The 13,085-nt window shown below is 67.8% G+C and carries 11 protein-coding genes; 3 read left to right on the plus strand and 8 right to left on the minus strand.

Going from position 1 to position 13,085, the window contains the following annotated elements; all coding sequences use genetic code 11:
- Positions 1–3: 3 nt before the first annotated feature.
- Positions 4–1,779 carry an NAD(P)H-dependent oxidoreductase subunit E gene (locus FZ029_RS18115; RefSeq protein WP_247892368.1) on the plus strand — a complete coding sequence of 592 codons (1,776 nt, stop codon included), beginning with the start codon at positions 4–6 and terminating at the stop codon, positions 1,777–1,779.
- A gap of 10 nt (positions 1,780–1,789) precedes the next feature.
- Positions 1,790–4,561 carry a formate dehydrogenase subunit alpha gene (fdhF, locus tag FZ029_RS18120; RefSeq protein WP_149270679.1) on the plus strand — a complete coding sequence of 924 codons (2,772 nt, stop codon included), beginning with the start codon at positions 1,790–1,792 and terminating at the stop codon, positions 4,559–4,561.
- Here the strand turns inward: fdhF and FZ029_RS18125 are convergent.
- The 5 genes from FZ029_RS18125 to FZ029_RS18145 form a co-directional block, all read right to left on the minus strand.
- Positions 4,521–5,258 (minus strand): (5-formylfuran-3-yl)methyl phosphate synthase, encoded by a 738-nt coding sequence (locus tag FZ029_RS18125; protein ID WP_149270681.1) that lies wholly within the window; start codon positions 5,256–5,258, stop codon positions 4,521–4,523. The genes fdhF and FZ029_RS18125 overlap by 41 nt on opposite strands.
- A complete protein-coding gene (locus FZ029_RS18130) occupies positions 5,255–5,839 on the minus strand; it encodes a DUF447 domain-containing protein (RefSeq protein ID WP_188051973.1) in 585 nt (194 codons plus the stop codon). The genes FZ029_RS18125 and FZ029_RS18130 overlap by 4 nt, the downstream gene beginning before the upstream one ends.
- A 3-nt stretch (positions 5,840–5,842) precedes the next feature.
- Positions 5,843–7,228 carry a DUF6513 domain-containing protein gene (locus FZ029_RS18135; protein ID WP_149270683.1) on the minus strand — a complete coding sequence of 462 codons (1,386 nt, stop codon included), beginning with the start codon at positions 7,226–7,228 and terminating at the stop codon, positions 5,843–5,845.
- Between the two features lie 64 nt (positions 7,229–7,292).
- Complete coding sequence (locus FZ029_RS18140; RefSeq protein ID WP_109075781.1) at positions 7,293–7,739, minus strand: dihydroneopterin aldolase; 447 nt, start codon at positions 7,737–7,739, stop codon at positions 7,293–7,295.
- A 73-nt stretch (positions 7,740–7,812) separates the two neighbouring features.
- Positions 7,813–8,298 (minus strand): DUF3280 domain-containing protein, encoded by a 486-nt coding sequence (locus tag FZ029_RS18145; protein WP_247892369.1) that lies wholly within the window; start codon positions 8,296–8,298, stop codon positions 7,813–7,815.
- Positions 8,299–8,409: 111 nt separating this feature from the next.
- Here FZ029_RS18145 and FZ029_RS18150 point away from each other — a divergent pair, with 111 nt between their 5' ends.
- The gene (locus FZ029_RS18150) at positions 8,410–9,048 is read left to right on the plus strand and encodes a hypothetical protein (protein WP_247892370.1); all 639 of its coding nucleotides are present in this window, start codon (positions 8,410–8,412) and stop codon (positions 9,046–9,048) included.
- Positions 9,049–9,057: 9 nt separating this feature from the next.
- Here the strand turns inward: FZ029_RS18150 and FZ029_RS18155 are convergent, their stop codons facing one another.
- The 3 genes from FZ029_RS18155 to FZ029_RS18165 form a co-directional block, all read right to left on the minus strand.
- On the minus strand, positions 9,058–10,398 hold the full coding sequence (locus FZ029_RS18155; RefSeq protein ID WP_149270687.1) for a quinoprotein dehydrogenase-associated putative ABC transporter substrate-binding protein: 1,341 nt from the start codon (positions 10,396–10,398) through the stop codon (positions 9,058–9,060).
- A gap of 7 nt (positions 10,399–10,405) precedes the next feature.
- The gene (locus tag FZ029_RS18160; protein WP_149270689.1) at positions 10,406–10,933 is read right to left on the minus strand and encodes a c-type cytochrome; all 528 of its coding nucleotides are present in this window, start codon (positions 10,931–10,933) and stop codon (positions 10,406–10,408) included.
- Between the two features lie 122 nt (positions 10,934–11,055).
- Positions 11,056–12,894, minus strand: coding sequence for a methanol/ethanol family PQQ-dependent dehydrogenase (locus tag FZ029_RS18165; RefSeq protein WP_149270691.1), 1,839 nt, complete (start codon positions 12,892–12,894; stop codon positions 11,056–11,058).
- Positions 12,895–13,085: the final 191 nt, after the last annotated feature.

Consider the following 13,085-nt stretch of genomic DNA (forward strand, 5'->3'; position numbering starts at 1 on the left):
GCCGTGACCGCATTCCCACCGATCATCAGCGCGACGCCGCCCGGCGGCGTTCCTGCCCGCAGCATCCATCCCGGCTCCGGCCGCCGCAAGACGCGCGACCAGCAGAAGGGACGTCAGGTCGATCCCGTCAGCCTGGAGGAGGTGCGGGCGCTTCTCGGCGACCGCTCCCGTCAGGCCGACCTGTTGATCGAACATCTCCATCTGCTGCAGGACCATTACGGCTGCCTGCATGCCCGTCACCTCGCCGCCTTGGCGAAGGAGATGCGGCTGGCGCTGGTCGAGGTGTTCGAGGTCGCGTCCTTCTACGCCCATTTCGACATCGTGATGGATGGCGAGCCGACACCGCCGAAGCTCACGATCCGCGTTTGCGACTCGCTGAGTTGCGCGCTCGCCGGGGCCGAACAGCTCCACGATGCGCTGAAGGCCGGTGTCGACGAGAGCGAGGTCCGCGTCGTGCGCGCCCCTTGCATGGGCGGCTGCAACAACGCGCCCGTCGTGGCGATCGGCCATGCCCCGCACGAGAACGCGACGGTCGACAGCGTGCTCGACGCCGTCGCCCATGGCCATGTCCATCCGGACATCCCCAACTATCTCGGCTTCGACGAGTATATCCGCGGCGGCGGCTACAAGATGCTGGCCGAATGCCTGGACGGCGCGCGTGATGTCGATGCCGTGCTGAAGATGCTGGAGGATTCCAGCATCCGCGGCCTGGGCGGCGCCGGCTTCCCCACCGGCCTGAAATGGCGCTACGTCCGGGCGGAGCCGGGGCCGCGCATGATGGCGATCAACGGCGACGAGGGCGAACCCGGCACCTTCAAGGACCGCTTCCATCTGGAGCGCGACCCGCACCGGTTCCTGGAAGGGATGCTGATCGGCGCCTGGACGGTCGAGGCGACGGACGTCTACATCTATCTGCGCGACGAATATCCGCATTGCCGGGAAATCCTGCTGCGCGAGATCCCGAAGGTCGAGGCCGCCGGCCTGGCCCGCCATACCCGCATCCATCTGCGGCGCGGCGCCGGCGCCTACATCTGCGGCGAGGAATCGGCGATGCTGGAAAGCATCGAGGGCAAGCGCGGCCTGCCGCGGCACAAGCCGCCCTTCCCGTCGGTGGTCGGCCTGTTCGGCCGCCCGACCCTGATCAACAACATCGAGACGGTGTTCTGGGTCCGCGAGATCCTGGAGAAGGGCGGGTCCTGGTTCGCCAGCCACGGCATGAACGGGCGCAAGGGACTGCGGACCTTCTCGGTCTCCGGCCGGGTGAAGGAGCCGGGCGTCAAGCTGGCCCCCGCCGGCATCACGCTGGAGGAACTGATCGACCGGTATTGCGGCGGCATGGCCGACGGCCACACGCTGAAGGGTTATCTGCCCGGCGGCCCATCCGGCGGCATCCTGCCGGCGTCGATGGCCAACATCCCGCTCGATTTCGGCACGCTGGAGCCGCACGGCTCCTTCATCGGCTCGGCCGCCGTCGTCGTGCTGTCCGACAAGGACAACATGCGCGACGTGGCGCTCAACCTGCTGAAATTCTTCGAGGATGAGAGCTGCGGCCAATGCACCCCCTGCCGGGTCGGCACCGAGAAGGCCGTTCGCCTGATCAGCGAGCCGGAATGGGACGAGGAGTTGCTGACGGCGCTCGCCACCGTGATGGGCGATGCGTCGATCTGCGGCCTGGGGCAGGCGGCGATGAACCCGATCAAGCTGGTGATGAAGCATTTCCGTGAGGACTTCGTGTCGCGCCAGGGCACTGCCCAGGGCGCAACCGGGTCACAGGGGTAAGGAGACCGACATGTCCAACGGCATCACTTTCACCCTGGACGGTACCGAGGTCGAGGCACGCAACGGCGAGACGATCTGGCAGGTCGCCACCCGTGTGGGCACCGAGATCCCGCATCTCTGCCACCGCCCGGAGCCGGGCTACCGCCCGGACGGCAACTGCCGCGCCTGCATGGTGGAGATCGAGGGGGAGCGCGTGCTCGCCGCCTCCTGCATCCGCAAGCCCAAGTCCGGCATGACGGTGCGCACCGCGTCGGAGCGGGCCAAGGCCTCGCGCAAGCTGGTCTTCGAACTGCTGCTGGCCGACCAGCCGGAGCGGGAGACCGCGCACGATCCCAACTCCACCTTCTGGAAATGGACCGACAAGGTCGAGATCGCCGGCAGCCGCTTCCCCACCGTGGACCGGCCGACCAAGACCGACGACATGTCGCATCCGGCGATGGCGGTCCAGCTCGACGCCTGCATCCACTGTAACCTGTGCGTCCGCGCCTGCCGCGAGGTCCAGGTCAACGACGTCATCGGCATGGCGGCGCGCGGGCATTTGGAAAAGATCGTCTTCGACTTCGACGACCCGATGGGCCAGTCCACCTGCGTCGCCTGCGGCGAGTGCGTGCAGGCCTGCCCGACCGGCGCCCTGATGCCGGCCACCCTGGTGGACGAGAAGGGCGTCTACACCAACGCACCCGACCGCGAGGTTGACTCGGTCTGCCCCTATTGCGGCGTCGGCTGCCAGCTGACCTACAAGATCAAGGACAACAAGATCGTCGCGGTCGACGGCCGCGACGGACCGTCGAACCAGAACCGTCTCTGCGTCAAGGGCCGCTTCGGTTTCGATTACGCCCATCACGGCGACCGCCTGACCGTCCCGCTGATCCGCAAGGAGGGCGTGTCCAAGCACGACGTCGACATCGACCCGATGAACCCCTTCACCCACTTCCGCGAAGCGACCTGGGACGAGGCGCTGGCGGTGGCGGCAGGGGGCTTGCGCAAGATCCGTGACGAGCGCGGCGGCAATGCGCTGGCCGGCTTCGGGTCGGCCAAGGGGTCGAACGAGGAAGCCTACCTGTTCCAGAAGCTGGTCCGCACCGGCTTCGGCACCAACAACGTCGACCACTGCACCCGGCTTTGCCACGCCTCGTCGGTGGCGGCGCTGATCGAGGGTGTCGGGTCGGGGGCGGTGTCGGCCCCCTTCATGGCGGCGGAGGATGCCGAGGTCATCGTCATCATCGGCGCCAACCCGACGGAGAACCATCCCGTCGCCGCGACCTTCTTCAAGAACGCGGCGGAGCGCGGGGCGAAGCTGATCGTCATGGATCCGCGCGGGCTCGCCATGGCGCGTCATGCCACGCACATGCTGCAGTTCACGCCGGGCCGCGACGTGGCGATGCTGAACGCCATCCTCCACACCATCATCGCGGAGGGGCTGTACGACCGCCAGTATGTCCAGGCCAACACCGAGGATTTCGAGGCGCTGGCCGAGACGGTCAAGGACTACCCGCCGGAGGAGATGGAAAAGGTCTGCGGCATCCCCGCCGCGACCCTGCGCACGGTGGCGCGTCTGTTCGCCCGGTCCAAGGCGTCGATCATCTTCTGGGGCATGGGCGTGTCGCAGCACATCCACGGCACCGACAACAGCCGCTGCCTGATCGCGCTGTCGCTGGTCACCGGCCAGATCGGCCGCCCCGGCACCGGCCTGCACCCGCTGCGCGGCCAGAACAACGTCCAGGGCGCGTCCGACGCCGGCCTGATTCCCATGTTCTATCCCGACTACAAGTCGGTCGAGGATCCGGAGGTCCAGTCCTTCTACGAGAACTACTGGGGGACCAAGCTGGACGGCAAGCGCGGGCTGACGGTGGTCGAGATCATGGATGCCGTCCATGACGGCCGGATCAGGGGCCTCTATATCGAGGGCGAGAACCCGGCGATGTCCGATCCGGACGTGACCCACGCCCGCGAGGCGCTGGCCATGCTGGACCATCTGGTGGTGCAGGACATCTTCCTGACCGAGACGGCGAAATACGCCGACGTGGTGCTTCCGGCCTCGGCCTGGCCGGAGAAGGACGGCACCGTCATCAACACCAACCGTCAGGTCCAGATGGGCCGCGCGGCGGTGCCGATGCCGGGAGAGGCGCGCCAGGATCTGTGGATCATCCAGGACATGGCGCGCGGTCTCGGCCTGAATTGGAACTACACCCACGTGTCGGAGGTGTTCGCGGAGATGGTCGGCGCCATGCCGTCGCTCGCCAACATCACCTGGGAGCGGGTGGAGCGCGAGGGCTCCGTCACCTATCCGGTCGACGGTCCGGACGAGCCCGGCCACGACATCGTCTTCGGCAACGGCTTTCCGACGAAGACGGGCCGCGGTCGCTTCGTGCCGGCACGGCCGATCAACCCTGCGGAGACGCCGGATCTCGACTACCCGCTGGTGCTCACCACCGGCCGTCAGCTGGAGCATTGGCACACCGGGTCGATGACCCGGCGGTCGAGCGTGCTGGACGCGGTGGAGCCGGAGGCGGTCGCCTATGTCTCTCCGCACGACCTCACCCGCGCCGGGATGAGGAGCGGCGACTACATGCTGGTGTCGAGCCGGCGAGGCACGATCAGGCTGAAGGCGCGCATCGACGACCGCATGCCGGTGGGGCTGGTCTTCATCCCCTTCGCCTATGCGGAAGCCGCGGCGAATGTGCTGACCAACCCGCAACTCGACCCGTTCGGCAAGATCCCGGAGTTCAAATACTGCGCGATCAAGATCGAACGGGCTCAGGTTGCCGAGGCGGCGGAGTAGCCGTCGGCAATCCGGCCACGCAGGCGGCGACCTTTGAGGCCGCCTGCGGGTCGATGCCGGCGGTCCGCTCCCCGCCGCACAGTGCGCCGCGGAAGCCGAGATAGTCGGGCGACAGGGCCATCAGGGCCGGGATGTCTGCGACCCGCAGCGACCCGGCCAGCCCGGTCAGCAGCCGGTGCGCCCGTGCGCAGCACACGAAGGAGCCCAACTGGTCATCCTGCCAATGGTGACGCAGGCCGTGGCGCTTGCCGGCGGTGTCAAGCATAGCCCCGCGAAAGCCGGCGGCGGCGAGCCTGTCGATCGGCAGGCAGCAGGGATCGCTGGGCCACAGGTCGGCGAAGAGCACGGCGATCAGCTTGGCCCCGTCCCTTGCCAAGGGAGCCAGCGCGTCGATGCAGCGGTCGGGCGCGCCGTCCGGGGCGAAGCCGATCTTCACGAAATCCACCCCGGTGGCGGCGATCCGGCGCGCCGCCGGCACCACGGCGTCGGGCCGCATCGGCTGGTCGCCGATGGTGGCGCTCAGCCGTGGCCGCCCCGGCATGGTCGCCATGTCCCGCACCACGTGGGCAATGTCCTCCGGATCCCAGGCGCCGAGCGCTCCGGCGCCGGGATCCTTCAGGTCCAGGATGTCGGGTCCCGCCGGCAGGACCAGGGAGATTTCCGCCGCGTCCGCGACGCTGGCCAGCCATCCGGTCATGTGTCCTCCCCCGCGCGGTGAGCGGCGATGCGGGCCATCAGCCAATCCCAGGCCTCCAGCTCATGCGGGCCGGCGGTCTTGCCGATGGCGATGGACAGATAGTCGGCCTCCCGCACGATCTTGTCCATGGGCAGCATGTACAGCCGGCTGACCAGGATCGCCGCCTCGATCACCGCCGCCTGCGCCCGGTTGAAGCCGCGGAAGCGGGCATGCGCCGCGGCATGGATGGTGCGGCAGTGGAAGCGCGGGCGAACCGGATCGTCCTCCACCTCCACGACGGTGATCTCCTCGTGCGACAGGCAGTCGGCCAGACGGGGCGCGTCGATCCGCTCCGCCGGAACGGTCGGCCAGTCGCGGCGGCGTCCGCTGATGCAGCCGGCGAAGATCCGCACGTCGTCGGTGTGGTTCACCACCGCGCAGCGTCGAACGAACAGGTTGTCCAGTGTCCGCGACGGCCGGAAGGGGGCCAGGATGAAGCGCTCCCCGTCGCCGTCCGGCTCCACCGTCACCCCCATCGGTGCGACATGGGGCTGCCCGTCGGCGCCGCTGGTGGTGACGATGGTCTCGCGGATCAGGGGCATGGCTCAGCTGCTTCGCTTGGTCGGGCCGGCGGCGTGGAAGCCGGTGGGATCATCCTCTGGCTCGTCGGTCGCGGCCCCCCAGCGCAATTCGCTGTCCTGGGCATAGCGTTTGCCGAGCTGCCACGCGATCTGCGCCCGCGCCATCTCAACCCCAAGGTAAAAGGCGTGACCGGCGTCGATGCCGGGATCCAGCTTCGGGAACAGGTCGAAGGGATCGGTGGCGCGATGGTGGCCGTTGCGGTTGTAGAGATGAATGCCCTCGTCGCTGACCTCCACCCGGTAATTGGGATCGCGGATCTGCGCCACGGTTTCGGCGATCTGTTCGGCGCTGCGGACGAAGGGCCGGCGGTCGCGCAGGCACAGCAGCCCGGCACCGAAGCCGCGCGGCATGCTGTGCGCCGCGCGGGCGGCGAAGAACTGGCGCCGCGCCGCGTCGAACTCGCGGATGGCGCGTCGGCAATGCGGGCTGACCTGCACCGCCAGGACATTGCCGATGCGAAGTTCGGACACCACGCCCATCAGCACGGCGGTGACGCCCGGCGTGTCGGCGTCGGTCAGTTCGGTCACATTGCCGATGCCCATCAGGATCTCGGCGTCGGGCCAGCGCTCCCGCACCGTGCGGTAGCGCAGCAGGGAGTCGGTGAAGCCATGGTGGATCGGCTCCAGGATCGGATCGACCAGGAAACGCCGGCCGCGGCTGCCCATGGCGTCGATGGCTCTCCCCAGGCTGTCGAGGTCCTGCGGCGCCGTCGGGATCAGCACCGGCACGGCCTCTCCCTCGTCGACGAGATGGACGGTCTCCTCGGTCAGGCTGAGCAGATAATTGGCGCCGGCCCGCGTGGCGCGGCGCAATTCATCCGCATTCAGGGAATCGACGCTGACGGCGAAGCCGGCATCCCGCAGGGCGCCGACCGCCTCCTCCAGATGCGGGAAGGGGGTGTCGGGCAGGCAGCCGAGGTCGATGACATCGGCGCCGTCGCGCCGAAGCTCCGCCGCCTTGGCGAGGATGGCGGCGGTATCGCGCGACGGCGCATCCACGATCTCGGCGAAGATGCGGGTGTCGTGGCGGCTGAGGTCGAGGGGGCGGGCCTGTCGCTGGAAGAATTGCGGCAGATCCTCAAGCTCGTCGGGGCCGCGCTCGACCGCCGTGCCGAAATGGGCGGCGAGAATGTCGAGATCGCCGCGAAACCGGCCCGGCAGCAGGATCAGGTCGGCGCCATGCGCAGAGTCCAACCGCCGCAGGACGATCTCGGTGGTGGCGAGTGCCGCGACCTTGACGCCGAGGTTGACGACGGTCGCCTCGAAAGGCAGGGGATCCAGCGAGTGCAGCACCTGCCGCAGCCGGTCCTCCGCCAGGGAGCCGGTCAGGAACAGGATGTGCCGGGCCATGCCGCCTCCCGTTCCCGCTCGACCCGCAGCCGCGTGCCTGCCGGCTTGACGACCCAGGTCCCGGTCATTGCACCGGGTCCCGTGCGCCGGTGAGCACCACCCCGACGCCGGCCGCCTGCGGGACGATTTCCAGCTTTTCCACCTGCACCCGCGCGAAGACCGCCTGAGGCGGCGACAGGCACAGCGCCAGCAGCTTTTCGGCCAGGACCTCCAGAAGCTGGATGTGGGGGCTCCGCGTGAAGGCTTCGACTCCCTGGATCAGGTATTCATAGGAAACGACGGCGTCGAGGTCGTCGACGAAGGGCCGGTTCGGCACCTCGACGGTGACGGTCAGGCTGACGCGCACGCGCTGGGTCCGGGTCTTCTCGTGATCCCATACGCCGATGCGGAACTCGCCGACATAGTCGCGCAGCACCAGATCGTACCGGCGCATCACCGCGGCGGTGCGCGGCGGCGGTGGCCGCAGGACATTCATGATGCTGCTGTAGCCGCTCTGGGACTCGTCCGGCATCTCTCGGTCCTCCCCGCCGCCCGCCCGGCGGTCGTTTGTTGCGGCGGCCGTCCTGTGGACGGCCCATGCCCGCTCAGCGTTTTGCCGGCGCATGCTCCGCCAGCCGATGGTCGACCAGCCAGCCGACGCCGCGCGACCAGGAGGTCTCGTTGTCGCCGCGGATGTCGCCGCGCGCCGTCGTCACCACGCGCCCGGTGGCGACATCCTCGACGACCAGGCCGATCCACAGGATCAGGCTGCTGACCTTGCGGACGATGCCGTGGACGACCAGATCGGCACCGGCGGCACGCGCGATGTCCAGCTCGCAGCCGTTGCATGAGCGGATCGCCGTCCCCGGCGGCACCAGCTTCGCCGCCAGCTGCGCCGTGGCGGCATCGTCGATCACGTCGTAACCCTTGGCGTCCAGCGCATGGCGCAACTCCGCGCTGACCCGCTTCAGCCGTTCCGCATGATCCGCTGACGGCGCTTCGCCGCTGCTGTCCTCCAGTTCGAGGTCCAGGACCAGCGTCCGTGCCGATGCGGGTGCCGCCACCCCGAATGCCGCCAGAACCAGTGTCACCAGTGCGATGATAGCGGCTCCGTTCCACCTCCCCACATGATCCATCGGGCATCCCCTTTTGCGCACCGGTTCCGATTGCGTCCGAACGGTGGCGACGCCATCATTCTTGCCATGCAACGATATTCCTCCACCCTCGGAACCGCTCTCGCCGCGGTTCTGGCCACGGCCGTGATCGTCGGGTTGCCTGCCGCCGGTTGGGCGCAGGACCCGAAGAATCCCGATTGGCCCTGTCAGCAGATCCTGGTCCCGACCCTGTCGCCGGCCTCCGTCTGGGATGGACCGTCGATCGACGGGCTGGGGGACGAATGGCAGCGGGATCCGGCGGTCGCCACCCTGGTCCGGCGCGCATCCGACGACAGCGTCGACCCCGCCACCCTGGAACCGGAGGCCGAGGCGCTGGCCGGTCCGGCGAAGCAGGGGGCTTCGCCGGAACGGGACCATCGGATTGCCCTGGCTTTCGCCGGCACCTTCCAGACGCTGGACCGCCGGCGCAGCGCCGCCATCGCATCCATCGAGCGCTATGCCCAGCACCAGCGGGCCTTGCGCGAGCGCATCGCGGCGGCCTTGCGCGATCTCGATGCCGTGTCGGGCGATCCGGCCCGGGCAAAGGAGATCACGGATGCCATCGCCTGGGACCGCCGAATCCTCGACGACCGTCGGCGGGCCCAGGGCGCAGTGTGCGAGCAGCCGGCCCTGATCGAACAGCGGCTCGGCCAGATCGCCCGGGTGCTGTCGGCGCTTCTGTCCTGAGCCCATCGCTCAGTTGGCCACCTTGGAAGCCGGCCCGGAATCAGGCTTGGGTTCGGGTTCGATTGTGACCAACTCGTGTCCCGCGGCCTTCCAGCCTTCGGTGCCGGCCGGATACCATTTGACCGCCTCATACCCCAGGGCAACCGCGCGCTTGGCCGCATTCCAACTCATCCAGCACTCTGGCTGGCAGAACACCACCAGCGGGCGCTTGCGGTCCCCTGCGGTCAGCCTTTCAAGATTCGTGCGGAAATAGGCCTCCTGCTCCGCCGATGGCGCGCCATAGCCGACATTCGGCAGCCAGTGCGCGCCGGGCAGGCTGCGGTGCGGCGGCGGCACCCAATGGCTCTCGGAGGTCAGGCCTTCGGGCTTCGGCGGTGTCGGCAGAACGTCGACCAGGATGGCGCCGTCCTTCGCCAGCCGCTCGACCTCGGCCGGACCCACCGTTTCGGCGCCGCGCAGCCCGGACGGCGTGGGGGCCCGGTAGTCGGCCATGCGATAGCCCTCCGGCTCCGCCACCTCCGTCCGGATGGTACCGTCGGCGTTGGCGAGCGGAACATGGTATTCGGCGAGGATGCGGTCGATGTCGCCCTGGCGGCGGACGATGAAATCGTTCAGCCAGTGTCGCCAATCCGGCTCGTCCGGGCGGATGCCCATCGAGATCATGTATTGGAAGGGCGTGGTTCCCGGCTCGTCCATCAGCGGCACGACCGCCATCGGCACCTGTTGCCGGGCGGCGAAATAGCCGGCGATGGGACCCCAGACGATGGCCGCGTCGGTGCGTGCCGCAGCGACGTCCTCCACCGCCCGCTGGGCCGGGTGGTGGGCGCGCGTGTCGGTGTCGAGCTGGTAGGGCTCCAGGTTGGTCAGCCCATGGCGCAGCATCACGGTCGATGGGGGCGTGCGGGCGACGACGCCGATCCGCGCCCCTTGCAGGGACGGATCGGACAGGGTCCTGGCGGTGATCCCGGAATCCTTCCGGTAGACCAGCGCATAGGTGGACCGGTAATAGGGGTTGGTGTTCTGCATCAGCTCTTCGCCGACCGCGGTCCCCATCACCAGATCGCACTGGCGGGTGCGCAACGTGTTGCGGACGAAGCCGATGGTCTGCGGCCACCATGTGAAGGCCAGCTTCACCTTCAGATCGTCGGCGATCAGCCGGGCGATCCGGTTCTCGAACCCCTCGCCGCGGTCGTTGGAGAAGGGCAGCAGGTTGGCATCCGCGCAGACGCGCAGCACGTCGGTGGGAATGCCCTCCGCCTGCCCCCCGGCCGCCCGGGCGGGCACGGCCGCCGCGCAGAGCGCGACGGCCAGCAGCAGGGCATGGGAAGGAAAGGCGGGCCGGCGGGTCATGTCGGGCTCACGATGCCGACTTGATCCGCTCGGGCCGGCCACGGCCGAGCTTGTCGTCGGAACGGGCCTTGAGATAGCGGTAGATGTCGGCGAGGTTCAGCATCACGTTTGGATCCGAACCGAAGGTCGGCATGACCTTGTCGCCGGTGGCGCCCATGTTGGTGCGGCCGTTGGTGACAACGTCGGTGAACTGCCAATAGTCCATCCGCTTGAGTGAATCGACCAGCGCCGGCGCGAAGGAAGAGCCGAGCCCGTCCGGTCCATGGCAGACGTGGCAGGAGGAGGCGTAGCGCCGATAGCCGTTGTAGGTCCCCTTATCGACCTTGCCGTCCTTGACCATGTAGAGCGGCACGCCCTGGTCATCCATCAGCTCTTCCGGATTGGCGACCTTCGCCTCCTGTGTCGAATTTCCGTCCGGCGATGTCTGGTTCTGGGTTGGCTTCTGTGCGGCATCCTGCTGGCCGAACGCGGTACCGAGGGTCAGGGTCGCGGTGAACCCGACGGCGGCGCACAGCCCGATCAGGTATTTGGGCATCTTGCTCTTTCTCCCCACTGCCTTCATGCGTAGGCACCATCAGCTTGGAAAGGGCGGGCTCCGGCCCTCCAGGGAACCGGCGCCCGCCCGCGCATCACTGTCTGCTCATCACGGCCTGTTCATCACTGGTTGTCGGGCAGCGCGAAGACGGTCAGCGTGCCGCCCAACTGGGTGTATTCGCCCAGCGCCTTGTGTGCGCCGACCGCGCCCAGGCCTTCCTGCTCGCCGGTCAGTCCGGCGGCCAGCCCGATGCCGGCCCAGCCGCCGACACCCGACAGCACGGCGACATACTGCTTGCCCTTGTGCATGTAGGTGTTGACGTTGCCGATGATGCCGGACGAGGTCTTGAAGTTGTACAGGTCCTTGCCGTCCTTCAGGTCGAACGCCTTCAGATAGCCTTCCAGCGTCCCGTAGAACCCGACGCCGCCCTTGGTCGACAGGGCGCCGCTCCACACCGCGAAGCGCTCGGGCTTCGACCAGACGATCTTGCCGGCCGCCGGATCCCAGGCGATGAAATTGCCCATGCCGCCATGGGAATTCGGAGCCGGATACATGCTGAGCGTCGCGCCGACATAGGGCTGGCCGGCGGAATACTCGACCTTGAATGGCTCGTAATCCATGCAGATGTGGTTGGTCGGCACATAGATCAGGCCGCTGTCCGGCGAGAAGGACGCCGGCTGCTGGTCCTTGGAACCCAGCGCCGCCGGGCAGATACCGGTGGTGTTGTGATCCTCGCCCTGGGCGAAGGTGCTGTATTTGTCGTTCACCTTCGGCCTGCCGGTCTTCATGTCGATCTCGCTCGCCCAATTGACGGACGGATCGTATTTCTGCGCGACCAGCAGTTCGCCGTTGGTGCGGTCGATGGTGTAGGCAAAGCCGTTGCGGTCGAAGTTGATCAGGGCCTTGCGCTTGGATCCCCCGATGGTGACGTCGGCCAGGATGTTCTCGTTGACGCCGTCATAGTCCCATTCGTCGAAGGGCGTCTTCTGGAACACCCATTTCGCCTGACCGGTGTCGGCGTCGCGGGCGAAGATGGTCATCGACCATTTGTTGTCGCTCTTGGCCCGGTCCTTGTCGACGGCGCGTTGCGCCGGGTTCCAGGTTCCCGGGTTGCCGGTGCCGTAATAGATCAGGTTCAGTTCGGGATCGTAGGTGTACCAGCCCCAGGTGGTGCCGCCGCCGATCTTCCACTGGTCGGCCGGCCAGGTCTTGATGCCCAGATCCGGTTCGCCGATCGGCTTGCCGAGCATCATCGTCTTCTGCGGGTCGATCATCACATCCTTGTCGGGACCGGTCGAGAAGGCCCGCCACACCATCTTGCCGGTGTTGATGTCGTATGCCGTCAGATGGCCGCGCACGCCGAACTCGCCGCCGCTGATGCCGACATAGACCTTGTCCTTCACCACCAGCGGGGCGGCGGTCAGCGTCTCGCCCTTGGTGGCGTCGCCGTTCTTGGCCGTCCACAGAACCTTGCCGGTTTCGGTGTCCAGCGCCACCAGCGTGTTGTCGGCCTGTCCCAGGAACAGCTTGTTTCCGGCCACCGCGACGCCGCGGGTGACGGTGTCGCAGCACATCACCGGGATGACCGACGAATCCTGCTTGGGCTCATATTTCCACTTGATGCGGCCGTTGTCGTTGAGGTCGAGCGCATAGACGATGTTGGGGAACGGCGTGGAGATGTACATCGTGTCGCCGACGACGATGGGACCGCCTTCGTGACCGCGGAGCACGCCGGTGGAGAACTGCCACACCGGCCGCAGGTTCTTCACATTGGTGGGGGTGATCTGGTCGAGCGTGCTGTAACGTTGGCCGGCATAGTTGCCGAGCTGCAGCGCCCAGTTGGCCGGATCCTTCTGGTTCTTCATGATGTCGTCGTTGGCGATAGCGCCGGTGACGGCGACCGTGGCGGTGGCCGCCTGGATCGCGGCGGTGACGAGCAGACAGCGCACAAAGGGGTTCATGTGTTTCCTCCCGTTTTTTGGCGGTTGTCCCAGGGACTGTGCGGCGGCAGGCGGCGGCTTCGGTAAAATGCGGTCTTCGAGAGGGCGTTCTCCCTCGACTATCGATGCGTGACGTCAACCGTGGATGCGCCGGGCGAATGGATCACCGACGCTCCGAATTCGAACTGCTGCGGCATCGCGGGCGCGCCGGT

Origin of the sequence: Azospirillum sp. Sh1 (assembly GCF_008365135.1) — a bacterium.
Taxonomy (GTDB): domain Bacteria; phylum Pseudomonadota; class Alphaproteobacteria; order Azospirillales; family Azospirillaceae; genus Azospirillum; species Azospirillum oryzae.